This is a genomic window from Novosphingobium sp. PhB165, from assembly GCF_004341845.1.
GTDB lineage: Bacteria > Pseudomonadota > Alphaproteobacteria > Sphingomonadales > Sphingomonadaceae > Novosphingobium.
Window position 1 is genome coordinate 192703 of the sequence record NZ_SLVB01000006.1, and the last position, 26001, is coordinate 218703.

13 protein-coding genes and 1 tRNA gene are annotated in these 26001 nt (G+C 66.9%); 8 read left to right on the plus strand and 6 right to left on the minus strand.

All coding sequences use genetic code 11. From position 1 onward, the window contains the following. Positions 1 to 362 precede the first annotated feature (362 nt). The 4 genes from EDF56_RS17920 to EDF56_RS17935 are packed head-to-tail and all read left to right on the plus strand — an operon-like array spanning position 363 to position 16346. Positions 363 to 11558, plus strand: a complete 11196-nt coding sequence (locus tag EDF56_RS17920; RefSeq protein ID WP_132389952.1) for an Ig-like domain-containing protein — start codon at positions 363 to 365, stop codon at positions 11556 to 11558. A 42-nt stretch (positions 11559 to 11600) separates the two neighbouring features. Continuing rightward, the gene (locus EDF56_RS17925; protein WP_132389954.1) at positions 11601 to 13001 is read left to right on the plus strand and encodes a TolC family protein; all 1401 of its coding nucleotides are present in this window, start codon (positions 11601 to 11603) and stop codon (positions 12999 to 13001) included. Beyond that, positions 12994 to 15138 carry a type I secretion system permease/ATPase gene (locus tag EDF56_RS17930; RefSeq protein WP_132389956.1) on the plus strand — a complete coding sequence of 715 codons (2145 nt, stop codon included), beginning with the start codon at positions 12994 to 12996 and terminating at the stop codon, positions 15136 to 15138. The genes EDF56_RS17925 and EDF56_RS17930 overlap by 8 nt, the downstream gene beginning before the upstream one ends. Further along, positions 15135 to 16346 (plus strand): HlyD family type I secretion periplasmic adaptor subunit, encoded by a 1212-nt coding sequence (locus EDF56_RS17935; RefSeq protein ID WP_132389958.1) that lies wholly within the window; start codon positions 15135 to 15137, stop codon positions 16344 to 16346. The genes EDF56_RS17930 and EDF56_RS17935 overlap by 4 nt, the downstream gene beginning before the upstream one ends. A gap of 280 nt (positions 16347 to 16626) precedes the next feature. On the opposite strand, the gene EDF56_RS17940 is transcribed toward EDF56_RS17935, so the two are convergent. Beyond that, the gene (locus EDF56_RS17940) at positions 16627 to 17358 is read right to left on the minus strand and encodes a hypothetical protein (RefSeq protein ID WP_132389960.1); all 732 of its coding nucleotides are present in this window, start codon (positions 17356 to 17358) and stop codon (positions 16627 to 16629) included. 13 nt (positions 17359 to 17371) lie between these two features. Here EDF56_RS17940 and EDF56_RS17945 point away from each other — a divergent pair, with 13 nt between their 5' ends. Beyond that, positions 17372 to 17614: a hypothetical protein gene (locus EDF56_RS17945; protein WP_165912240.1), complete on the plus strand. Its 243-nt coding sequence runs from the start codon at positions 17372 to 17374 to the stop codon at positions 17612 to 17614. A 327-nt stretch (positions 17615 to 17941) separates the two neighbouring features. Here the strand turns inward: EDF56_RS17945 and EDF56_RS17950 are convergent. The 5 genes from EDF56_RS17950 to EDF56_RS17970 form a co-directional block, all read right to left on the minus strand. Then, positions 17942 to 18017 (minus strand) — tRNA-Thr (locus tag EDF56_RS17950). A 190-nt stretch (positions 18018 to 18207) separates the two neighbouring features. Next, entirely contained in the window at positions 18208 to 19443 is a 1236-nt protein-coding gene (locus tag EDF56_RS17955) for a hypothetical protein (protein ID WP_132389964.1), read from the minus strand. A gap of 4 nt (positions 19444 to 19447) precedes the next feature. Further along, positions 19448 to 20257, minus strand: coding sequence for a sugar phosphate isomerase/epimerase (locus tag EDF56_RS17960; RefSeq protein WP_132389966.1), 810 nt, complete (start codon positions 20255 to 20257; stop codon positions 19448 to 19450). Continuing rightward, the gene (locus EDF56_RS17965; protein ID WP_207904735.1) at positions 20257 to 21423 is read right to left on the minus strand and encodes a sulfotransferase; all 1167 of its coding nucleotides are present in this window, start codon (positions 21421 to 21423) and stop codon (positions 20257 to 20259) included. The genes EDF56_RS17960 and EDF56_RS17965 overlap by 1 nt, the downstream gene beginning before the upstream one ends. Positions 21424 to 21425: 2 nt before the next feature. Then, a complete protein-coding gene (locus EDF56_RS17970; protein WP_132389968.1) occupies positions 21426 to 22556 on the minus strand; it encodes an LLM class flavin-dependent oxidoreductase in 1131 nt (376 codons plus the stop codon). A gap of 128 nt (positions 22557 to 22684) precedes the next feature. Here EDF56_RS17970 and EDF56_RS17975 point away from each other — a divergent pair, with 128 nt between their 5' ends. The 3 genes from EDF56_RS17975 to EDF56_RS17985 all read left to right on the plus strand — a co-directional run bounded on the left by EDF56_RS17975 (position 22685) and on the right by EDF56_RS17985 (position 25788). Then, a complete protein-coding gene (locus tag EDF56_RS17975; RefSeq protein ID WP_132389970.1) occupies positions 22685 to 23794 on the plus strand; it encodes a helix-turn-helix transcriptional regulator in 1110 nt (369 codons plus the stop codon). Positions 23795 to 24201: 407 nt separating this feature from the next. Further along, a complete protein-coding gene (locus EDF56_RS17980) occupies positions 24202 to 24954 on the plus strand; it encodes an SDR family NAD(P)-dependent oxidoreductase (protein ID WP_132389972.1) in 753 nt (250 codons plus the stop codon). Between the two features lie 30 nt (positions 24955 to 24984). Next, positions 24985 to 25788: an SDR family oxidoreductase gene (locus EDF56_RS17985; RefSeq protein WP_132389974.1), complete on the plus strand. Its 804-nt coding sequence runs from the start codon at positions 24985 to 24987 to the stop codon at positions 25786 to 25788. Positions 25789 to 26001 lie beyond the last annotated feature (213 nt).

Here is a 26001-nt window from a genome sequence, read left to right on the forward strand (position 1 = left end):
CAAACTGGAGCCAAAAGCGCTGTTCGTTGCCCGCCCGCGAATCTATCTCTTCGAATAATAAGGCGAATTATCTCATCCGGGGGAAGTGAACCGGCTGCCCCGCGTGATGTCATCGCGATCAGCGTGATATTATCGTGATCGGCCGGGCCTGCCTGACTTTGGGGCGCCAGCGCGCCTCAGCCGCTGCGTTTCGTACCGTGAATTCTCGTGCCGCATGTGCTGCCCGCATCCGCCTGACCGATCGCGTCGGACGGGGCGTGCGTCACTGACTGGAACGAATTGCCCTGAACGAGCCGACCTCCTGAGCGGAGGCCGATGACGACTGCCTGCCCGGCGATGGCAAACCAGTGGGAGACCATGCGATGGATACGCGCGTCGATGTCACCAATCGTGCCACCAAGGCTGTCAGCAGCGCGGTCGCGCATTCCGGCAGGACCACCGTGGCCGTCCAGCCCGGCGCCAGCGTCAAGGTCTTCGCCTCGCCCAAGACGGTCGCATCGATGGGCCGCGAGGGCAACGATCTCATCATCAGCTTCGAAGACGGTTCGAGCATTCGCCTGGATGGTTATTTCGCCTGCCCGGCAGAGGACATCGGGCAACTCTCCTTCGCGGATCCCGCCAGTGCCGGGCAATGGCTCGTCCATCTGAGCGAGGCGGCCTGTTTCGCTCCGGCGGACACGACCACCGAGGCGCTGGAATACAGTCTGTCGCCGCTCGATGCCGCTCCCGCTGCGGCGAGCGCCGCCGCGGCCGGGGGAGGGATCGGCAATCCCCTGCTGATCGGGCTGGGCGTGGCCGGTCTGGCGGGCGGCATCGCGGTGGCCGCCAGTGGCGGCGGTGGCGGCAAGAAGAGCAGCGGCACGACGCCCCCCGCCGATACCACGGCGCCGAACGCGCCGGTGGTCGATCCCAGCAACGGCAGCACGCTCCACGGCACCGCCGAACCCGGCTCGACCGTGAGGGTCGATGTGAACGGAGACGGCACTGTCGAGGGTACCGTCACCACCGATGCCAGCGGGCATTGGACATATACGCCGGGCACGCCGCTAACCGACGGTACCACGGTCAAAGTCACGGCCACCGACGCCGCCGGGAATGTCAGCACGCCCACCACGGTCACGATCGACCGCGCGCCGCCTGCCACGCCCTCGGTCGGCGCGGTCGTCGACGATACCGGTGCGGTGCAGGGCACCGTCGCCAATGGCGGGGCAACGGACGATACCCGCCCGACGCTGAGCGGCACGACCGAAGGCGGGGCCACGGTCTCGATCTACGACAACGGCACGCTTCTCGGCACGGTCACCGCGGCCGCCAACGGGACGTGGAGCTTCACGCCCACCGGCGCTCTCGCCGACGGCGGGCACAGTTTCACCGTCACCGCCGCCGATGCGCTCGGCAATGTCAGTGCGGCCTCCGCGCCCTATGTGGTGACGGTCGATACCCTGGCGCCCGCCGCGCCGGTCCTCGCGCCGAGCAATGGGCAGACCATTTCCGGAACCGCCGAAGCCGGCGCGACCGTGGCGATCGATACCAATGGCGACGGCACGGCGGATATCACCACGGTTGCCGGCAGCGACGGTCACTGGAGCGTCACCCCCGCCACGCCGCTGGCCGACGGTACGCCAATAAGCGCCGTCGCCATCGACGCGGCCGGGAACGCCAGCGCCCCCGCTTCGGAAACGACGGACGGCGCGGCCCCTGCCACGCCCTCGGTTGGCGTCGTCACCGACGATGTCGGGCCGGTGCAGGGCACTCTCGCGAGCGGAGGCGCAACGGACGACAGCCAGCCGACGCTGAGCGGCACCACCGAAGGCGGGGCCACGGTTTCGGTCTACGACAACGGCACGCTTCTGGGCACCACCGTAGCGGCCGCCGACGGTCAATGGAGCTTCACGCCTGCCACGGCTCTGGCGGACGGTGCGCACAGCTTTACCGTCACCGCGACCGATGCGGTCGGCAATGTCAGTGCCGCGTCCGCGCCTTACGTGGTGACGGTCGATACCACCGCCCCCGCCGCGCCTCTGCTTGCGCCCACCGATGGCCAGACCGTTTCCGGGACGGCCGAGGCGGGTTCGACCGTGGCCGTCGATACCAATGGCGATGGCACGGCGGACGTGACGACCGTGGCCGATGGGGACGGGCATTGGAGCGTCACCCTCGGCACGCCGCTGGCCGATGGTACATTGGTGAGCGCCGTCGCCATCGACGCTGCGGGCAACCGCTCGGCCGATGGTACGGTCACGGTCGACGTGGCGCCCGCCGCGCCGGCTGTCGGCCCGGCGAACGACGATGTCGGCTCGATCCAGGGCGATATTGCCAGCGGCGGGACGACCGACGACCCCACGCTCCGCTTCACCGGGACCGACGCCGCGCCGGGAACGATCATCACGGTCTATGCGGACGGCACGCCGATCGGCACCACCACGGTCGACGGCAGCGGGCACTGGACATTCACGCCCGGCGCGCCGCTTGGCGAGGGCGCGCATGCCGTGACGTTCACGGCAACCGATCCCGCAGGCCACGAGAGCGCCGCCGCCGGACCGTTCGATATCACCGTCGACACCACGGCCCCGGCCGCTCCCGGCGTTGCGCCGACAAGCGGAGACGGCCTCAGCGGCACGGGCGAGCGCGGGGCGCTTATCAGCATCGACGTGAACGGTGACGGCACTGTCGATGCCACGACGCGGGTCGGGGACGGGGGCAACTGGGCCTATGTGCCGCCCACGGCGATTCCCGACGGTACCACGATCAGCGTGACGGCCACCGACGCTGCCGGAAACACGTCTGCGGCATCGACCGTGGTGGTCCATTCCGGGCTGGTTATCGCTCCGGTCATCACGGCGGTGATCGACGATGTTGCGGCGCTGACGGGCACGATCCCCAGCGGCGGCAGCAGCAACGACGCGGCGCCGCTCATCACCGGCACCGCCGAAGCGGGATCGACCGTGCGCGTCTTTGACAACGGCGTGCTGCTCGGCACTGTCACGGCCGATGGTGCGGGGGCATGGACGCTGGCTTCCCCGCCGTTGGCCGAGGGGCCGCACAGTTTCGCCGCGACATCGAGCCTGGACGGCGATACGCGCGGCCCCTCCACCGGCTATGCAGTCACCATCGATCTCACCGCGCCTGCCGCGCCGCTGCTGGATCCGAGCGACGGCGCCACGCTGTCCGGCACGGCCGAAGCGGGGGCGGTAGTCTCGGTGGACATCAATGGCGATGGAACGCCGGACGCCACGGCCATCGCGAACGACAGCGGGCGCTGGAGCGTGACGTTCTCACCCACGCTCGCCCATGGCACCGAAGTCAGCGTGACGGCCACCGACGCATCGGGGAATACGTCCGCCGCGGCGACCGAAGCCGTCGACAACACGATCGACAGCACGCCGCCGCCGGTGCCGGTGATCCTTGCCGCCGCGGACGATGTCGGCACGGTGCAGGGGCCGCTCGCCAGCGGGGCGGTGACCGACGACCCCGGGCCGGTGCTGAGCGGCACGGCCGAGGCCGGCGTACTGGTCTCGGTCTATGTCGACAATGTCCTGGCGGCGACCACGCATGCCGATGGCCTGGGCAACTGGAACGTCGCGGTCACGCTGACCGAAGGTCCGCACAGCCTGACCGCCACGACCACCGACAGCATTGGCAACGAGAGCCTGCCCTCGGTCGCGTTCGACGTGACACTGGACACGCTCGCCCCGGCCGCACCCGTTGTCGAACCCACGAACGGTACCGTCCTCATGGGCACGGCCGAGGCGGGGGCAACGGTCAATCTCGATCTGGACGGCAACGGCTCGGTCGACGTCCATGTTCAGGCCGATGTGTCGGGCGCGTGGAGCTATACGCCGGGTCTGCCGCTGGCGGACGGCAGCACGGTGCTTGTCACGGCCACCGACGCGGCGGGCAATGTTTCGGCCCAGACTTCGGCGGTCGTTGACGCCCTTGCACCGTTCCCGCCGCTCATCGTCTTTGGTGAGGACGATGTCGGCCCTTCGCAGGGCATCGTGCTCGGCGGCACTGCCACGGATGATACCCAGCCGCAGCTGACCGGCATTGCCGAGGTCGGTTCCACCGTTCAGGTCTATGACGGCACCACGCTGCTGGGCACGACCGTCACCGATGGGGGCGGGGTCTGGACGTTTACCCCGTCGGTGCCGCTGAATTCGGGGACTCATTCCGTCACGGCGGTCTCGATCGATGCTGCCGGGAATGTCAGTGTCACGTCGCCGGTATTCCAGTTGGTGATCGACACGATCGCACCCGTCGCGCCCGCGATTACCGCCGTGAGCGACGATGCCGGTCTGATCCAGGGCCCGGTGGGACAAGGCGGAGTTACCGACGATACCGTCCCGCTGCTCGAGGGCACTGCCGAAGCCGGCGCGCTGGTCACGCTCTATGACAACGGCGCGCTGCTCGGCACGACCTCGGCCAATGGATCGGGCGACTGGGTGTTCCTGCCGGGCGCGGCACTGACGCCCGGCAGCCACAACTTCGTGGCCACCGCGACCGACGCGGCGGGCAATGTCAGCGCGGATTCGAGCGGCTGGACGATTACTGTCGATATCAGCGTCCCGGCCGTTCCCTCGATTGTCAGCGCGGCCGACGATCATGGTGCGATTCAGGGGCTGGTCGCCAGTGGCGGGGTCACCGACGATACGCTGCCGCTATTCGCCGGTACCGCGCAGGCGGGCGTGGAAGTCACGATTGTGCAGGACGGGTTCGTGGTCGCCACTGTGACCGCCGATGCGCTGGGCAACTGGACTTATGCGCCAACGACGGCGCTTGGGGGCGGCCCGCACACTCTCACGGCCTTCGCCACCAATGCCGCCGGCACGCAAAGCGCGCTTTCGTCGGACTTCGTGATCGACGTGGACACGGCGGGCCCGCTCCCGCCCATCATTCTGGAGGCGCTGGACGATGCCGGGGTCTACCAGGGCCCGCTGTTCGGCGGGGTGTCGGTGACGGACGACATCCTGCCCACGCTTTCCGGCATCACCGAGGCCGGCGCGACGGTCGCGATTCTCGATAACGGTACCGAGATCGGCCGGGTCGCGGCGGATGGCCTGGGCGAGTGGAGTTTCACGCCCACCACCGCGCTGGCCTCGGGCGCGCACAGTTTCACCGCTATCGCGACCGATGTCGCGGGCAATGTCGGCACCGCTTCGGCGGCCTTCGCGCTCACCATCGACGTGACCGCGCCCGCGGCGCCCACGATCGCGCCCAGCAATGGCGTGATCCTGACCGGCTCGGCCGAGGCCGGGGCGACGGTCCTGATCGATCTTGACGGCAACGGCGCCCCGGATGCTTCGGTCGTGGCCGATGGCCTCGGCACGTGGCTCTACGTTCCCGGCATCCCGCTGGCCGACGGGGCCACGGTGCTGGTCGCAGCGCGCGACCCGGCGGGCAACACCTCCGCCGCAACCAGCCTCACGATCGACCGGACCGCGCCGGTGGCCCCGGTGATCTTGGGCGTGGCGGACGATTTCGGCGCGCAGACCGGGCAAGTGGCCAACGGCGGCGTGACCGACGATACCCAGCCGGTCATCTCCGGCACCGCCGAACCCGGCGCCTCGGTCATCGTCTACGACAACGGCGGGGTGGTCGGGCAGGTGACCGCCGCCAGCACCGGGGTCTGGACGATCCCGATCGGCGCGGCGCTTCCGGACGGACCGCATGCCTTCACGGCCCTTGCGATCGATCCCAGCGGCAATGTGGGACCGGCCTCGGCGGCTTATACGGTTACGGTGGACACCGGCACGCCCGCCGCGCCGGTCATCACGTCGGTAACCGACGATGTGGGCGCGGTTCACGGCACCGTTGCGGCGGGCGGCACGACCGACGACACTCTGCCCGCCATCGGCGGCACCGCGCCGATTGGCGCCACGGTCACGATTTCCGACAACGGCTCCGTCCTGGGCAGCACGGTGGCCGATGGCGCCGGCAACTGGAGCTTCACGCCGTCCAGCGCGCTCACCGGCAGCAGCCATGTCTTCACGGCCATCGCCACCAATGGCGCGGGCAATTCCGGGCCGGTATCGAACAGCTACGGCGTCACGCTGGACACCAGCACGCCCACGACACCGCAGATCAGCTCGGTGATCGACAATGTCACGGCGTTCACCGGAGCGGTGACCGACGGCGGGCTGACCAACGATATCACGCCCGCCATCACCGGCATGGCGCAGGCGGGTGCGCTCGTTTCGATCTTCAACAACGGAACGCTGCTCGGCACCGCCACGGCCGACAGCGGCGGGGCGTGGAGCTATACGCCCACGCTGGCCGAAGGCGCGCAGAGCATCACTGTCAGCGCCGCCAATGCCGCGGGCAACAGCAGCGCGGTGTCCGCCCCCTTCACTTTCACGATAGACGCAACCGCGCCTGCGGCCCCGGCGGTCTCCCCGTCCAACGGCCTGACGCTGTCCGGCACGGCCGAAGCCAATGCCACCATCGGCATCGATATCGGCGCCAACGGATCTGTCGACGCGCAAGTGCAGGCCAATGGCTCGGGCGTCTGGACTTATACTTTCGGCAGCAATCCGGGCTCCGGCACCGCCGTTGCCGTCACCGCGAGCGATGCGGCCGGAAACCTTTCCGCCCCTACCAGCGTGACGATCGACACGACCGCTCCCGTCCCGCCGACGCTGCTGTCGGTGGTGGACGATCAGGGCCTTGTGACAGGCGCGGTCACGCTTGGCGGCGTGACCGACGATACCGCGCCGGTGCTGAGCGGCCTGACCGAGGGCCACGCCACGGTCTCGGTCTACGACAACGGCGTACTGCTGGGCTCGGCGGTCGCGGATGCGGCGGGCATCTGGAACTTCACCCCGGCCGCGCCGCTGGGAACCGGGCCGCACAGCATCACGCTGACGGCCACAGATCAGGCGGGCAATACCGGCGGCTTCTCGGCGGCCTTTGGCTTCGATGTCGATACCAGCGCACCTGCCACGCCCGTCATAACCGGCGCGCAGGACGATGTGCTGCCCCAGATCGGCGCGATCGCCAACGGCGGCGCTACCAACGATATCCAGCCGGTGATCTCCGGCACGGCCGAGGCGGGGGCGACAGTAACGCTCCACATCGACGGCGTGGCGCAGCCCGTGACGACCGTTGCCGACGGGGGCGGGCACTGGACCCTTGCCCCCTTCCTGATCGACGGCAGCTATAGCCTGACCGTGACGGCGACCGACCCAGCCGGGAACGTCAGCGCGCCCTCCGCCGCCTTTGCGATCACGGTGGATACACTGCCGCCGACTTCGCTCTCCCTGAACCTGACCGATGGCACCACGGTCTCCGGCACCGGAGAAGCGGGCACGACCATCCAGATCGACACCAATGGTGACGGCACGGCGGATGCGACGGCCACGGTCGATGGCTTTGGGCAGTGGAGCGTCTCCTTCTCGCCCGCGCTGATCGACGGAACGCTGGTGATCGCCACCGCCGTGGACGCGGCGGGCAATACGACCGGCCCGGCCTTCGCGATTGTCGACAGCCTGATCCCCACCACGCCGCCCGCCGTTCCCTCGATCCCGACGATCACCGACGACGTGGGGACCACGACGGGGCCAGTCGCCAACGGCGGCGTTACGGACGATGCGCTGCCGCTGATTTCCGGTACCGCCGATTTCAATGTGCAGGTCACCGTTTACGACAACGGCAACGTGCTCGGCACGACGACTGCCGACTCTTCCGGCCATTGGACATTTGCGGTCGGCCTGCTGGACGGCCCACACAGCATCACCGCGACGGCGACCGCGAACGGGTTGCAGAGCCTCAACAGCACGCCGGTCAGCTTCACTATCGATACGCAGGCCCCGCCGCCGCCGATCGTGAACGCCAGCAACGGTTCGAGCCTTACGGGCACCGCCGAAGCGGGCGCCACGGTGAATCTCGACTTCACGGGCGATGGCATCACCGATGCGACGGTTCACGCCAATGGATCGGGCGTCTGGACGTACACCCCGGGCGTTCCGCTGGCGGATGGAACGCTGGTCGTGGCGACGGCGGTAGACCTGGTCGGAAACGTCTCGCTGCCGGGGGTGACGGTCGTGGATCGGGCGCCCCCCGCCACCCCCGCGATTGCCGGCCTTGGCGACAATGTCGGGGCGATTCAGGGGCTGGTCCTCAGCGGCGGCGTGACCGACGACACCACGCCCACGCTTTCGGGAACGACCGAGCCGGGCGCCACGGTCTCCGTCTACGACGGCATCACTCTGCTGGGCACGGCCACGGCGGACGGGCTGGGTGCGTGGAACTTCACGCCGCCGACCGTGCTGATCGAAGGGGGCCACAGCTTCACGATTACCGCCACCGATACGCTGGGCAATGTAAGCCTGCCGTCCGCCGCCTATACCGTCACGGTGGATCTCACCGCGCCGGGTGCCCCGGTGATTGTCGGGGCGAGCGACGATTTCGGCACGATCCAGGGGCCCATTGCCAGTGGCGGCGTGACCAACGACACCACGCCCACGCTTACCGGCACGGCGGCGGCCAATGTCACGGTCGCTATCTACGAAGGCGCCACTTTGCTCGGCTCGACCACGTCGAACGGGCTGGGCGCATGGTCGTTCACGCCGCCCACGCCGCTGGGAGGCGGGCTTCACACGTTCACCGCCGTTGCCACCGATGCCGCCGGGAATACCGGCGTCGCCTCCCCCGGTTGGAGCCTGACGGTCGACACCACGCCTCCCGCGACGCCGCTGTTGCTCTCGGTCACCGACGATGTCGGCACGGTGCAGGGCGTGCTCGCCAGCGGCGCCGTCACTGACGATACGCACCCCACGCTGTCCGGCATTGCCGAGGCCGGGGTGACGATATCGGTCTACGACGGCGGAGCCCTGCTGGGCTCGACCACCGCGAACGGCCTTGGCGTCTGGAGCTTCACGCCTTCCACCAGCCTCATCACCGGCCCTCATGCGCTGACCGTGACGGCCACCGACAGCGTCGGCAACGAAGGCACGCCGACCGCCGCCTTCAACCTGACCATCGATACCGGCGCCCCCGCCACGCCGACCATCCTCTCCGCTGCCGACGATGTCGGCTCGATTCAGGGCGGCGTGGCCAACGGCGGCAGCACCGACGATGCCGCGCCGCTGCTGACTGGCAGCGCGGAAGCGAATGCGATTGTCTACATCTATGACAACGGTGCATTGCTGGGCACGGCATCGGCGAACGGCGGCGGGGCATGGACATTCACGCCGCCCAGCCAGCTTGCCGACGGGATCCATGCCCTGACCGCCATCGCGCACGATGCAGCGGGCAACGTCAGCGCCGCATCATCGGCTTACGCGATCACGGTCGATACCACGGCACCGGCCGCGCCGGTGGTCGTCAGCGTCATCGACGATGCCGGGCCTCTGACCGGCGCGCTGGCCAATGGCGCGACGACGGACGACACACTGCCCGCGCTTTCCGGCACGGCGGAGATCGGGGCGGCGATCACGATCTACGACAATGGCGCGCAGATCGGGACGACCACGGCCAACGGGCTCGGCGTGTGGAGCTTCACGCCTCCCGTTGCCCTGCTGCAAGGCGATCACAGCCTGACCGCGCGGGCTACCGATGCCACGGGCAATCAGGGCCCGGCGTCGTCTCCCTTCGTGGTGCGGGTCGACACTACGCCCCCCTCGGCGCCGACGATTACCAGCGTGACCGACGATGTCGGCACCGTGCAGGGCCCGGTGGCGCCGGGCGGCGTGACCAACGACACGATACCGCTGCTGCGCGGCACGGCGGAGGCGGGGGCGACCGTCACGGTCTATGGCAACGGCACAGCGCTGGGCACGGCGCAGGCCGATGTCGGTGGCAACTGGAGCTTCAGTCCGTCATCGGCCTTGTCGGACGGCACTTACGCTTTCACGGCAAGGGCCACCGACGCGGCGGGCAATCAGGGGATCGGTTCGAGCAGCTTCACGGTGACGGTCGACACCGCCGCGCCGACTGCGCCCGCGATTACCGGGCTTGTCGATGATGTGGCGCCGATCATCGGCGCCATCGCCAATGGCGGCATCAGCAACGACCCGTCGCCGCAACTGAACGGCACCGCCACTGCCAATACGACCGTCGTGATCTATGACGGGGCCACGGCGCTGGGCAGCACTACGGCGAACGGATCGGGCGCCTGGTCGTTCACCGCGCCGTCCACGCTTGCCGACGGCACGCACAGCTTCACGGCAGTGGCGGTCGATACCGCAGGCAATGCCAGCGCGGCTTCCAATGCCTATGCAATGATACTCGACCGCGTGCCTCCTACCGCGACCATCGCGGTGACCACGCTCTCGGTCGATACCGGCACCGTCGGCGACTGGAGCACGCAGGACAACAGCCCGACAATCAGCGGCACGCTCAGCGCCGCGCTGGGCGTGGGCGAGCAAGTTCAGGTCCAGCTCGACAGCGGCACATGGGTCAACGCGGTGTCGGCGGGGACGAGCTGGTTCTATGGGCCGGGCACGCTCCCCATCGGATCGCACACCATCGCCGCGCGCATCGTCGATGCGGCGGGCAATATCGGCAACGGCACCTCGCAGACCTTCACCATCGCGGCGGTGACTGCGCAGGCGCCGGTCGTGCAGGCGACCAGTTCGTCGCTGCTCGGCCTGATCGGGGTGGAGGCGCTGAACCTCATCGACCTCAGCGGCCAGTCGCTGACGGCGGTGGATGTGAACGACAACCTGAAGAACGTGCAGGTGCGCTATGCCCCGGTGCTGTCACTGAGCCTTGGCGCCTATACGCTCACGGCATCGTCGGCGTTGGCGGCGGAGCTGGGGCTGCATATCGACATCAGCAACTCGGCGGGCATCCTCGGCCTGATCGCGCCGTCGTCGACGCTGACGATCACCTCCACCAGCGGCGGGGCGATGGATAATCTGGCGGTGAACGAACTGCTCGCCACCGTTCATTTCCAGCAGAACCTCAGCCTGCTGAGCCTCGACGTGCTGAGCGCGACGACGATCACCGCAACCGATACGACCAGCCTTTCCAGCACTACTGCCGTAGGCTCGTTGCTCGATCTCAGCCTGATCAATTCCGCCGGGCCCGCCAATATCTTCGAGGGCGATGCCACTGCCAATGTGCTGACCGGCACCACGGGCAACGACCGGCTCTACGGCTATGCCGGGAACGACGTACTGAACGGCGGCGACGGCAACGACCTCCTGCGCGGCGGGGCCGGGGCGGACACGCTGAACGGCGGCAATGGCGACGATACGCTGGTCTATGACCCGGCCGACACCCTGATCGACGGCGGGGCGGGCACCGACACGCTGCTCATCAATTCTGGCACCGGCCCGGTGCTGAACCTGAACACCGCCACCAACATCCGCAATATCGAGCGGATCGATCTGGGCACCGGCGATGCCGGGCGGCAGGTCACGCTGACCGAGGCGGGCGTGCTGCGCGCGACCGACAGCAACCACACGCTGACGATCCTGGGCGACGGCAACGATTCGGTCACGATGACCGGGGCGGTGCTGACCGGCCAGACCCAGATCAATGGCGAGGCTTTCAACCATTACACGCTGGGGACGACCGACATCTTCGTCGAGCACGCGGTGCTGGTGGCGGTCTAGCGAGCGATAGGGGAGGGGGTTTGCCAAGGATGAAGAGGACGCATGATCCTGACGTTCCGCACGATTGCCGTAGTGAGTGCTTTTCTGGGTCTGGTGATCGTGGCGGAGCGGGCGGGCGCGGCCCCGGAGCAGGGCGCGCAGGGCGAATTGAGCCCAGTGGAGGCGCCGCAAAACGATCCGCCGCCGCCGGATGAAGCGGACCCGAAAATCCCCCGCCAGCTCGATCTGCCGACGGCGGTCGCCCTGACGCTCGGGCGGCATCCGGAAATCGCGCGCGCCAATGCCGCTCTTGCGCGCGGGCAGGCGGATCTGGGCGCGGCGCGCTCGGTATGGACGCCGCAATTGTCCTATCAGGCCAATCTGGGGCCGCACATGCTGTCCGATACCAACAGTTCGGGCGTCAACGAGAACATGTCCGGGCCCACCGTCTATCTTCAGCAGCAAGTCTGGGATTTTGGCCGCTCGAAAGGTGAAATCGGTGCCGCCCGCTCCACCACCGGCCAGCGCTGGTACGAGCGCGAGGCCACCGCCGACCAGCTTGCCGAACAGAGCGCCCTGGCCTTCCTCGAAGTGCGGCGGTTCGAGATGCTGGCGGGTGCCGCGCGGACCCAGCTCGAAGACCTCGGGCACCTCCGCGAGCTGATCGGAATGCGCGTCCATGCCGGGATTTCCGACAAGTCCGACCTCATGCTGGCCGACGTGCGCGTGGAAAGCGCCCGGGGCGATGCCATTCAGGCGGAGACGTCGGCAGCGATGGCGCGCGCCGCGCTGGCCAACCTGATCGGCGGCATGCCGCAGGATCTGGCCGACGCCGGCCCGCTGATCTCGCGCTTCGAACCGGCCGACGAGGAGCCGGACTATGACAAGCTGCCCGCCGTCGCCGCTGCCGGGGAGGCTGCCGATGCCGCCGCCGCCAAGATCGGCGAGACCAAGGCAGAGCGCTATCCCCGGCTGGGCGTGCAACTGGGCTACACGCGCAACAACTATACCTACAACACGCGCGACAATGCCCTGACCGCGGTGATGACGGTGACGGGCAATCTCTATCGCCGCAGCGACCACTACCTGATCGAGGCGGCCGAGGAAGACCGCCGCGCCGCCGAGGCCGCGCGCGACAGCACCGTGATCGAGGCACGCGGCCGCGCGCTGTCCGCCCAGCAGGAAATCCGCGCGGGCAGCGCCCGGATCGGCGCCTATTCCCGGCAGGAGGAGCAGGCCGTCACGGCCACCCGGATCTTCCTGGAGGAATACAAGCTGGGCAAGCGCACCCTGACCGAGCTGCTGAACACCCAGCTCGAAGTCTACCGCGCCTCCAGCGCACGGATCGCCGCCGAACACGACATCATGGAAGCGCGCGTCCGGTTCGAGAACTTGTGCGGCACCTTGCGGCCCTCGCTCGGTCTGCCCGCCCGCCTGAGCGACGAAGAGGACATGCATGGCTGACGGCCCCGCGATTGCGAACAAGTCCTGGATTGCCGCCATCGCGGCGCTCGGCCGATTGAAAGGCGTGCCGGTGGGCGAGCCCGAACTGGTCAGCCGCCTCTACTGGAGCGACGGGCAGGGCAGCGAGGCAACGCTGGCCCACGCCGCGCGGCTTTCCGGCCTCCATTTCGAGATTCTGCGGACCGGGATCGACGATGTTCCGCCGATGCTGCTGCCCGCGATATTCGAACTGCAAGACAATGGCGCGGCCATCGTCCACAGCCGCCATGCCGACCATGTGCAGGCCACATTGCCGTCCTCCGGCGGCAATGCCCCAGTCGAACTTACGCTCGACAGCTTGCGCGCACAGGCGACCGGCCGCGTCGGCTTCGTGGAGCCGCTGTCCGCCCGCTCGCGCGACGCCCGCCTTGACGAGTTCCTGCGGCGCCCCGCCGGCTCCTGGCTGCGCGATATCATCATGGCCGACCGGCGCGGCTATGGCGAAGTCATGATGGCGTCGTTCTCGGGCAACCTGCTGACGTTCGCCACCTCGCTCTTCGCCATGCAGGTGTGGGACCGGGTGATTCCCGCGCAGTCGATCCCGACGCTCTGGGTGCTGGCGCTGGGCACGGCGATGGCGTTGCTGCTGGAACTCACGCTGCGCAGTGCGCGGGTGCAATTGGTCGACCGCATCGGCCGGCGCGCGGACCTTGCGATCTCCTCGCGCGTGTTCGCCCGCGCGCTGGACATCCGGAACGACGCGCGGCCGCGCTCGACCGGCGCCCTGATCGCGCAGCTGCGCGACATCGAGCAACTGCGTGAGATGCTGACCTCCACCACGATATCGGCGCTGATCGACCTGCCGTTCATTGTGATGTTCCTGATCCTCTTCGCCTTGCTGGCGGGGCCGCTGACATTCGTGCTGGTCGGCGCCGCGCTGCTGATCGTGCTGCCCGGCCTGCTGCTGCAACGCCCACTGGCGCGGCTGGCACGCGAAGGCATGCGCGAGGCGGCGCTGCGCAACGCCATCCTCGTCGAATCGATCGAACGCATCGACGAGATCAAGTCCGCGCAGGCCGAGCCCCGGTTCCAGTCGCTGTGGGAGCGGCTGACGCTCACCGGCACGCGCGTCGGGGCGGAGCAACGCTTCCTTTCCGCGCTGTTCGTCAACTGGACCCAGACCTTGCAGCAACTGGCCTATACGGTGGTGATCGTTGCCGGCTCGTTCCGGGTGATGGACGGCCGGATGACGATGGGCGCGCTGATTGCCTGCTCGATCCTCACCAGCCGCGCGCTGGTGCTGTTCGTGCCGTTCGGGCAGGTTTTCGCCCGCTGGCAGCACGCCAAGATCGCGCTTGCCGGTCTGGAGGAACTTTTCGCAAGGCCGGTGGACCATGACCCCGAACGCGGGCTGCTGCGCCGCCCTTCGCTGCGCGGGCACTACGAGCTGAAGGACCTCACGTATGCCTATGATCCGGAAGCGCCGGTCGCGCTGAAGATCGAGCGGCTGTCGATTGCCGCCGGCGAGCGCGTGGCGCTGCTCGGCCGGATCGGCGCGGGCAAGTCCACGCTGCTGCGGCTGCTGGCGGGGCTCGCCTTGCCGACTAGCGGCGAGGCTCTGCTCGACGGTACCGGCATGGCGCAGATCAGCCCGGCCGATATCCGCCGCGACACCGCCTATCTCGGGCAGAATGCGCAGCTGTTTCTCGGCACGATCCGCGAAAACCTGGTGATCGGCGCACCCGGCGTCACCGATGAGGAGATCCTGCGGACGCTGGCGGTAACGGGCGGCATCGGCCTCGTGCAGAACCAGCCGCAGGGGCTCGACCTGCTCTTGCAGGAAGGCGGCGCGGGGCTTTCGGGCGGCCAGCGCCAGACCCTGCTGCTCACCCGCGTCCTGCTGCGCAGGAGTAACGTGCTGCTGCTCGACGAACCATCCGCCGCGCTGGACGAGATCAGCGAGCGCAACCTTGTCGCCAACCTCGGCCAATGGCTGCGCGGCCGCACTCTGATCGTCACCACCAACCGGCCGGGCCTGCTCGATCTGGTCGACCGGGTTGTGCTGATGGACAATGGCCGCGTCACGCTGGACGGGCCCAAGGCGATGGTCCTGCCGGTGCTTGCCGGGCGGTCCGCAGATCAGGAGAAGCGGGCATGACCGGTGTGGCAACGGGAGGCTCGCTGGGCGGTCCCTTGGGAGGACTCGGCAGCGAAGGCGAAAGCACGTGGCTGCGGGCGATCGAACGGCTGCGCATCATCCCGGTGCTGTCGGCGGGCGTGCTGGCCTTCCTCGTCTGGGCCTATTTCGGGGTGCTGGACGAAGTCGCGGTCGGCCCCGGCAAAGTGACGCCGCCCTCGCGCTCGCAAGTGATCCAGAGCCTTGAAGGCGGCATCGTCGACGGCATATTCGTCCACGAAGGCGATATCGTGCGCCCCGGGGAGAAACTGGCGACGCTAGACCGGGCGCGGTTCAGTTCGATGCTGGGAGAGGCGCAGGCCAAGGCCCGCTCGCTGGAAGCCGCATCCGCCCGATTGGAGGCCGAGATCGGCGGCGGCGAACCGCAATTCCCGCAAGAGGTAAAGGACACACCGGGCCTTGTCGCGCGCGAAATGGAACTGATGCATTCGCGTCGCCGCAACCTGCAAGTGGCCACGGCCAGCCTCGGCCAGTCGCTGGCGCTTACCCGGCGGCAACTGGCGATGACCGAGCCATTGGTCGATCTCGGCGCCGCCAATCAGGTGGAGATCATCCAGCTTCGCCGTCAGGAGAACGAGATTCAGGCTAAGCTCGATTCGCTGCGCAACCAGTATGTGATCGACGCCAGCGCCGATTACGCCAAGACCCGCGCCGAACTGGATCAGGTTGTGCAGGTGATCGGCGGGCGGCGGGATCAGCTTGACCGCACGGTGCTCACCTCGCCCGTGCGCGGCATCGTCAAGAACCTGGAGATCACCACGATCGGCGGCGTCGTCCAGCCCGGCGGCTCGCTGATGGAGATCGTACCGCTGGAAAAGCAGCTTCTGATAGAAGCCCGCATGTCCCCGCGCGACATTGCCTTCATCCGCCCCGGCCAGAGCGCGACCGTGAAGATCACGGCCTACGACCCCTCGATCTATGGAACGCTGGCGGGGACGGTGGACCGCATCTCGCCCGACACCTTGCAGGACGAAGTGCACCGCGATCAGGTCTACTACCGCGTCTACGTACGCACCGCGCGATCGAGCCTGAGAACCCGCGACGGCCGCGAACACGGCATCATGCCGGGCATGGTCGCCACGGTGGAGATCCGCACTGGCCGCAAGACCGTGCTCGAATACCTGATGAAGCCGATCAACAAGGCCCGCGAAGCACTGCGTGAGCGCTGAGGGCGGCTATTGCTGTCTGATCGAGTGGGAGAGTGGTGCGCATACGGGTCTCGAACACGTGACCCCATCATCACGAAAGCAAGGATAAGGCGGCCGGAATGTGAGGGTTTGTGCGGAATTCTGGGTAATTGGGAGGGCATTTTCGGGTTTACCCCATGCCCATCCCAAGTCGCGCCATGGCCCGGTCGGGGGCGTTTCCTATGGAAGACACTTTGGTAGGAACGATTCCGGAAAAGTGACCCGTGCCGGACCCGGCTTTTTTCTGCGGGGCGATCGAAGGTTAGCTCTCGTCGTCAGCAACCTTCCCGATTTTCGAGCCATCGGCAAACACGATCATCCCCGGGACAAAAGTCACCTTCATCTTGGTAAACGGGATCGAGGTCAGTTTCTTATCCGAATCCTCGAACTGGTTAAGATCGCGGCCATACCCAGTGATATTTCGTGACTCGTTGGGTTTGACGTCCTCGTCGAGCGACACGTTCAAGCTGGAGATTCGTGAACCGAACTGGTCGTCAAAATTCACAGTGCCCTTGATGCCACTTATTTGCTTGGCTGTTTTGTTCTGGACAGCGATTTCCATATTCAGGCGATCACTGTAACGACCTGCCATCACGTTTTGAGGAAGAATGCTGACGTCTGTGATGGCGACGGTTGCAGCTTGCTTGATTTTTGCCGCATCGGCGGCCTTCTGAGCCTCGACCTTGGCCTTGAGGGCCGCAGCCTCAGCCTCTTCCTGCTGCTGCTTCTGCTGCCACTTGTGCTGCTGTTCAATCGCATCACCGATCGTTGTGCCGGGAGGAATTCCGGCCTTCCCACCCGAGAAGGCTGCGCCCAATGTCATTCGCATCATGTATTTGGTCACGGCCTCGCGATCGGCATCGTTAAGCCTCTTCACCTGTTCGCTGATTTCCCCCCACTTTTCCGGATCGGTCGGAATAAGGGTGCTCTTCGCGTTATTGCAGGCGCTGAGCGCAAGCGTTGCAGCCATGATCGGCAAGATAAATTTACGCATATTTCCCCCTTGAGTGCCCATCAATCGTAGTAACTTTGCGCAGATGTACGTCAATGATAGTCAATGCAAGTGGACGGTCGTCGCCGCTTCAAAGGCTATCTACTGCCGCGTCAACGGCAGGCTGTTTCGACGGGAGCCAAGACCTGACTGGCGGCTGGACCTTTCGCGCGTCGGCGCCATAGACGAGACCAAGGGCGACTTCATTGGTCGTTATGCCCGGCGCGACGCCACCAGCGCTGTTGCTGAAATCGCCTAAAAGCCCGAGCTACGCTTGCGCTAAACCGTCACGGCCAGGATAGGTAGTCTTGGAGGAATTGTTCCGTCGAAGCGGAAGGCGTGTAAACCGTTGATGCGATAGAGCGAGCCTCCGTCCGGGGCACCCCTGGGATCGGCCTATCAGCAGGTACCCGAAGCGTTGGGAATCCCCATCGAAGTGCTGGAGCGCGCCGATAAAACTCAACAGCTTGCGCTGCTCTGACACTGCCTCACGGGTTTGCCGCGGGTCGCGCATCCGAATTAGCCCAAACTGGAGAGCCTCTCGTGGGAAGCCGTCGATGTCCTTGTGAAAGCACCTTTAAGAAGGTGGTGCCGCTTACGTGACTCGAACACGTGACCCCATCATTACGAATGATGTGCTCTACCAACTGAGCTAAAGCGGCATGTCTGATGCGGACCGGTAAGCCGGGCCGCAGGACAGGGGGCGCCTTTACCGGGGAGTGGGGACTCGTGCAAGGGGCTTTCTTGTCCATATCGCGATCTGATTTGCGCAGGCCGTAAATCCCCGGGCCGTGGCCTGTTTCTCGTTGCCCGTCGGGACGCCGCGAGACGGCGCGGCGCCCTCGTGCGAAACTAGATTCCGTAGCGCAGTTTGATGGCGCGGTAGCGTTCGCGGAGCATTTCGGCGCGCTGTTCGGCGGTGGTTCGCGTGGTGTCCGGCGGGAGATGCTGCGACAGGTCCGCCGCTTTGACGAGGCGGGTGCGGAACGTGGCGGGCTGCTGGCTCATCAGGTTGCGGTAGGTGAGGTTGCCGTCGCTGAAGCCCTGCGTGTCGAGCCAGTTGTGGAGGCCCGGGTCCTCGTGCGCGAGAATCAGGCGCACGATGCCGTCGCCATCCACTTTCGTGCGCGCCGGGGTGTAGCTGATCGGGCGATGGAGGAAATCCATCGAGCCCATCATGGCGCCGCCCATGCCGAACAGCCAGAAACCTTCGTGCCAGTCCATTTCGACGATCAGCGCTTCGCCAGGCTGGAGGCGCCAGACCATGTGGGCGGCCATGCGTCCGCGCTTGGCGTCGCTGGTGTCGTTGGCGGCCTTGTCCGCCGGGAAGGCGTTGAGGCTGGCCGGATCGCAGACCCCGCGCGAGGTGAGCCAGGCGTGCTCGGGCCAGTCATGCATCAGACCGGTGACGAACTGACCGGCCCAGTCCATCGCTTCGGTCATCTGCGCGGGCGAGGGCAGCGGGCGGGGCGTGGCCATGCCGATTCGTTCGATGGTGAGCGTAGTCGGCGTTTCACCGAAAGCGTCGAAGGCTTCGCGGATGAACAGCTTGCGCGTGCCCGGCGTGGTGGGGAGCCAGTTCTTTTCCTGAGCCGGGCCGCCGATGGTCACTTCGAAGCGGCCTTCGGCGTCGGCTTCGATCTGGTGGCCGAACAGGTTGGCATCGGGAATGTCACCGAAGGGTTCGTGCAGGCTGGGCCAGTCGGTGCCGGGGATCTTGTCCGGGCGCGGGCCTTGCACCGTGACGTTGAGCCAGCGCGCGGTGCCGCGTCGGCCCGAGAGGCGGTAGACGTGATCGCCCGAAATCCACGCCTGCCGATACGTGAAGTCCGCCAGATCGCCGCCCAGCTTCATCGTCGGCGTGGTGAAGGGGTGGATCTGCGGGAAAGCCGGATCGCGCGTTTCGAGGGCAAGGTCGAAGGCCTGGCCGAGGTTTTGCGTCAGGAACCGGAAGGCGTCCGCGCGCTGGAGCGGGTTGGTGGGATTGGCGTCCTTGAAGGCGTATTGGCCCGCCTGCTTCAAGTGGTCGCAGAAGGCGTCCCAAGCCGTTTTGAGCGCTGCGTCGTCGGTTCCATCGCCGAATGCCATCGTGTCAGGCTCCTAGCCGGGTGAGAATGTTGGAAAGCGCGTGCGCCGCGCGGGTGCAGGCTTCGGCGGGGCCTTCCGCTTCTATGCGCGGGCCGACCAGTTCGAGATCGAACAGGCCGGTGTAGCCAAGGTCCAGCACGTCGCGCAGGATTGTTTCGAGCGGCACGGCGCCGTCTCCCGGCACCGCGCGGCAGGGCGTGGTGCGGTCGCCGGGGACGTGGTCGCTTACTTGCACGAGGCCGGCGAGGGGAAGAGCCTCGGCCAGCTTTTCGCGCAAGTGGGCCTCGACCCAGCAAGCGTGGAGGTCGACGCAGAGGCCGATCCCGGCGAGCCGGGCGAGCCGCAGCGCATCGGGCAGGGTGTGTGCGATGTGGATGTCCACCGTCAGCGGTGAGGCGTTCTCCACCAGCAGCGCGACGTTACGGGCGGCGGCATGGTCGCGGCACGGTGCGAGCAGTTCGACGAAGCGTTCGGCGGCCTGCTCCCACAGCAGTGCGCCGCGTCCGCCGGTGATCAGATAGATCGACGGCGCGCCGAGGTCCGCGGCCATGTCGATCACGCGGATCAGGTCGCCGGTGGCGCTTTCCGCGTGGCGTTCGAGGTCCGGCTGGAGCGCGAAGGGGTGGTTGATGCAGCCGATGCGCACCCGGCCATGCTGCACGGCTTCGCGTGCAGCATGAAGCTCGCTCGCATGAAGCAGGCGGGGGGACACAAGCGTGACATGCTGCACCCCGATCTCGCTGCAAAAGTCGAGGAAGGGGCCGGTTTCCCGGTCCACCATCGCGACCTGGTGCAGGCTGACACGAGGGTGCATCAGTGGCGCTTCTCGATCTCGACGCCGAAGCGCTCGCGGAAGGGGGCGAACTCCTCGTTCAGCGCGTCGATATCGTATCCGGCATCGACCAGCACTTGCGTCGAGTAGTGGAACTTGCCGTGGCGATCTCCCCTGTTGTCCGCCAGATAGCCGCGCATCGCGCTTTCCGCTTCGGGGGTGAAGGGGCGTCCGGCGAAAGCATAGTAATCGCGGATGGTGGCGATGGGATCGGCCACGAAGTCGCGGTAGCGCACGTGATGGATGCGCGGATCGTTCGCCAGGGGGTGGGCCATCGTATTGCCGATCGACCAGCGCACGCGCTCCAGATGGGCGCGGGCTTCCTTCACCAGATCGATCTTGCCGACGATGCCGTCCATGATGTCCGCCATCATCATCGTCGAACTGGCCGCGACCATCACCGGATCGCGGTGCAGCCAGACCAGCGAGGCATCCGGATAGGTATCGAAGAAGGCATCGAGCCGGGTCGTGTGGAAGCCCTTGAGCGCCCAGTGCCGGTTCGGTCGGCCAAATTGCAGCGCTTGCAGCATGGCCTTGTGGATGCAGTATTGCGCGGGCGGATCGGTGGGCAGGCCGAACGAGAGGTTCTGCATCGGCACGCGCCACCACGCGGTGGGCGTCATCACCCGGAAGTCGAAGGCCCAGGTGCGCTCGTCTTCGGGCAGGCCTTCGCCGAGCATGTCGTTGTAGGGGTGGCAGTGCAGCCAGCGCGGCATTTTCGCGTTGATCTCGCGCCATTCGGCATCGGCGGCGGCGATGCGGGGATCGGTGCCTTGAACCGTGCCCGGCGGGGGCGAGGGGTGCATGACCTCCCAGAACCGCAGCGCCCGCGCGCCGGGATCGACGGCGAGGAGGGCGTGCATCAGCGTGGTACCCGAGCGGGGTTCGCCGCTGACGAACATCGGACGGTCGATCACTTCCTCGGCCAGCGGATAGCGCTTGCGATCCTCGAAGAAGCGCAGGCGATCGGTCAGCAGCCAGAGAATGTTCTCCGCCGCCGCCGCGCGGCCGGCCGCGTCCATGGCGATGCCGTTGATGTGCTCCACTGCGAGGGCGAAGCGTTCGGGGAAGCCGTCATCTGCCCAATCGGAAAGGCCGGTGCGCTGCTGGGCTTCCTGCAGCAATTGCTGTGCGTTCAGGTCGGCCATGATCACGCCTCCACCAGACGGGCGATTTCGTCTTCGGTCTCGCGGACTTTGGCGGCGCTGGTGGCGGAGAACTTCATGCCGCCCATCGCGCCATATTCCATGAGCTTGTAGACGCGCATGCCGGCATCCGCGAAGCCCTTGATCTTGAGCGCGACTTCCTTCGGCGTGCCGACGGGCAGCACGTCGCGGATCGCCTGCGGGTTCATCTCGTCACAGAATTTCAGCATCTTCTCGCGGCTGAGGCGCACGGGATCGAAGTCCATGATGCCGCGCCAGTCGGGACCCATCGGGTGCTCGTAACCGAACTGGGCAAGGTCCTTGGCGGTCATCATCAGGATGATCGACTTCACCATCGGCGCGCGCAGCATTTCGTCGATCTCATCGGGCTCGCCGATCAGGCAGATCTGGGTGATCGCAGGCGTGAAGTGGCTCATGTCACGCCCGGCGGCATCGCCCGCGTCGAGGATGACCTTGAGCTTTGCTGCATAGTCCTCAGGCGTCCACGATCCCGCCGGCCACCAGCCATCCGCCTCGCGCCCGGTGATCGAGAGCATCCTTGGTCCCGCCGCGCCCAGCCAGATCGGCGGGGCTTTGCCTTCGTAGAACTCGGTATCCATCCGCGCGTGGTGGAGGTGGAAGAACTGCCCCTCGAAATCGACCGGCCCATCCGTGTGCCAGAGCAGCTTGATGACTTTGATCGCCTCTTCCAGACGGCCGACCGGCTTGTCGAAATCGAATCCGTAAGGGACCGTGTTTTCCAGTTCGCCCGAACCGAGGCCAAGGATGAAGCGGCCCTTCGACAAGTGGCTGATCGTCAGCGCGGTCTGCGCCAGCAGCGAGGGATGGCGGCGCACGGTATCCACCACCGTGGTCGCCAGCGGGGTGTTCCTGGTCAGCACGGCCGTCGCGGCGGCCACGGCCAGCCCGTCGAGATGGCGGTGCGGGCTGGGCGAGGCTTTCGCAAGGTCGGTGAATTCGGGCGTCCAGATCGAATCGGGCCAGAAGCTGACCATGTGGTCGGGCAGCCAGATCGAGTGATAGCGCCCCGAATCGTATTCCTGCGCCATGTCGATGCCGAGCGGCAGGGTGGTTCGCAGGAAGGCTGCGGGCTGCACTTTGGTCACCTCTGGCATTGCGGTATCCTCTCAGGCGGCGTCCGCCCTTCACCGCAGGGGTGATGGTTCGGCGCCGCTCGTTGTCTCTGCCCCCGCTTGTGGGTTAGCCCTTGGCTCACGAAAATTCCCATTTGGGGATCGCGAAAATGCTGCAAGGCGAAGACGCGGCGCTATTGGTGCCGCTGATGGAGGGACTGGTGGAAGATCCGCCCTGGCGGCGCTTCCTCGATGCCCTGCGCACGCGCGTCGCGGCGGACTATGCCAGCCTGGTGTTCCGGCCCCTGCCGATGGGCACGCCAGAGGCGCGGGTGATCCATCTCTATTCCGGCCAGCCTTCGCCGCCGCCGATCTCGCAGCTCTATCGCGAGAGCCTCTATCTGCGCGATCCCATGCCGTATCATGCCATGCAGGAGGGGCGCACTTATGCGCTCGGTGAACTGCTGACGCTCGGCGATCCGCGCCATGACGCCTATCTCGACCAGTTGCTGGCGCCTTCGGGCATGAACCACATGCGGATGATCCGCTTCACCGAGCCCGGCGGGGTCAGCGGCTGGATCACGATCACCCGGCGCGTGGGCGAGTTCGCGGCGGATGTCGACGGTTTGCTGGAAGACCTCTCGCCGTGCCTGCGGGCTGCGCTCGGCAGTTTCGTGGCGCTGGAGCGCGAGCGCATGGGCGCCGAAATCGAGCGCGAGGCGGTGCGGCGGATGAACTACGGCTGGGTGACGCTGGACGGTGAGGGCAAGGTGCTCGATGCAGACCGCCTCGGCGCGCAGATGTTGCAGGGCCCGGGCGGGCTCACCCGCTCTCGCGACGGCAGGTTGAGCGCGGCCGATCCGGGGCTGCGGCGGCAATTGCGCGAGGCTATCGGCGAACTGGCCCGCGATCCCGAGGCCCGCCCGCGCGCGATGGTGCTTAGCCGCGAGCCGTGGCTGGACCTGCTGCTTGTCCCCTCCGGCCGCCGCATGGGCACCACCCGCGCGGCGCCGGCGATCCTTTGCTACCTTCATGCCGACCACTGGTCCTCGGCCGATCGCTGCGGACAACTGGCGCAACTGTTCGACCTGACCGCCAGCGAGGCGCGGCTGGCTCTGGCGCTAAGCCGGGGGCTGTCCATCGCCGAGGCCGGGCCGGAAGTGGGGCTGACGGTGGAATCGGCGCGGACCTATTCGAAGCGGATCTACGCCAAGACCGGGGCGCGGGGGCAGGCGGATCTTGTGCGGTTCATCCATCGCAGTGTGTTGGCGATTGCGTGAGGAAGTTGTTTCACGCGGAGGCGCGGAGACGCGGAGAAGAAAAGGGAAGATCGCGCAAAGGCGCAAAGGCGCAAAGGGGTTGCGCCTGCGGCGAAGCCGCCTTCGAATTGGGCCCATGGCGCACCGCAAAACGTTCAGGGAATGCCTGCGGCGCCGCCGACATCTTTGCGTCTTCGCGCCTTTGCGCGATCTTCCCTTCCTTCCCTTTTCTTCTCCGCGTCTCCGCGCCTCCGCGTGAACCCATTTTAATCGCCCCTTGATCCCGGCAAGGATGGATACATTTCTCTCATTCCGCGCGAGCGATTTGAACATATGTTCAGCATTTTTCGTTGACTTTGCCTTCGGCCCCGGCCAGCCAATGAATACGAAAGCGGCAGCAAAGATGCCGCGTGAAAAGTGGAGAAGGCATGTCGGGCCAGCTTGCAGGTAAGGTCGCGCTCATCACCGGGGCGTCGTCGGGAATTGGTGAAGCGGCGGCGCTCTGCCTTGCCGAAGCGGGGGCGACCGTGGTGGTCTGCGCCCGCCGCGTGGAGCGCCTCGCGGGCCTGGTCGCGCAGATCGAGGCGGCCGGCGGCAAGGCGCTGGCGATCCCCGGCGACATGACCGTGGAAGACGATGCACGCGGCGCGGTGGAGAAGACGGTCGACGCGTTCGGCCGGATCGACATTCTCATCAACTCGGCCGGGATCATGGAAGCGGGCGGTATCGAGAACTGCGACACCGCGATCTATCGCCGCGTGATCGACATCAACCTGATGGGCACTGTATACACCAGCGCCGCCGCGGTGCCGCATATGCTGGCGCAGGGCGTGGGTGATATCATCACCATCTCCTCGCTCGCGGGGCGCAAGGGCGGCCCGATGACGAGCGCCTATTCGGCCAGCAAGCACGCGGTCAACATGATGACCGACGGCATGCGCCAGGAACTGGGCGGCAAGAACATCCGCGTCACCACGCTGATGCCGGGCGCGACCGAGACCGAAGTGGCGGATTCGATTTCCGACCCGCAGTGGCGGACCGCGATCAAGGCGCATGTCACCAAGGAAGGCGCCGTGAAGCCGCGCGACATCGGCGAGGCTCTGGTCTTCATTCTGGCCATGCCGCGCCGCACCAATATTTCGGAAATTTCGATCCGTCCGACCATCGACACGAGTGCCTGACCAAACCAGAGTCTGAGAGGGAGAGAGAACATGGCCGGAAGGCTTCAGGATAAAGTCTGTGTCATCACCGGCGCCGCGTCGGGCATGGGCAGGGCAATGGCCGAACTGTTCCACGCGGAAGGCGCGAAGCTCGTGCTGGCGGACATTTCGGGCAAGCAGGACGAAGTGGCCGCCGCGCTGGGCAGCGACGCCGTGGGCGTGCAGTGCGATGTTTCGGACGAAGCACAAGTGCAGGCGATGATTGCCACTGCGGAAGACCGCTTCGGACGGCTGGACGTGCTGTGCAACAATGCCGGGTTCGGTGGTCCGATGGCGCCGCTGCACACGCAGTCGCTGGAGACCTGGGACCGGGTCCACGCCACCAACTTGCGCGGCGCGTTCCTGGGCATGAAGTACGGGATCACCTCCATGCTGAAGACGGGCGGTGGGGCGATCGTCAACACCAGCTCGGCTTCGGCAGTGATCGGCTGGAAGCATCACGGCGTCTACGGCGCGGCCAAGGCGGGTGTGAACCAGCTGACCAAGGTAGCGGCGCTGGACTATTCGGACCAGGGCATCCGCGTGAACGCGATTGCCCCGGGCACGATGTGGACCGGCCTTGTCGAAGCCTCCCGCACCCATGCCGAGCCGCCTGCGGACTTCCCGGTGCTGGCGGGGGTTCCGATGGGCCGTTGGGGGCTGGCAAAGGATATCGCGCTGGCCGCACTTTACCTTGCCAGTGACGAAGCGGCTTACGTGACGGGTGTGGTGCTGCCGGTGGACGGCGGCTACTGCGTCGGCTTTTCCGGCATGGGCGCCGAGCGCCCCGGTATCGCCAGCGCCAATCCCGGCTGAACTTCAGTTCGGCGCCGAGCTTGCCCTCCGCTTGCGCGGGCGATTAAGCGCGGCGCCGACCCACCTTTTCACTCGGCCCGTCGGCCAAATTTCCCCCCAAGCGAAAAGGGCCTCTGGAGCGACGAATCCCCCCCGGTATTCGTCGCGGATCCGCAGAGGCGGAGCGGGTCGGCGCCACGTTCCGGCAGTGCCGGATGGCCGGTGGCCCGGCCA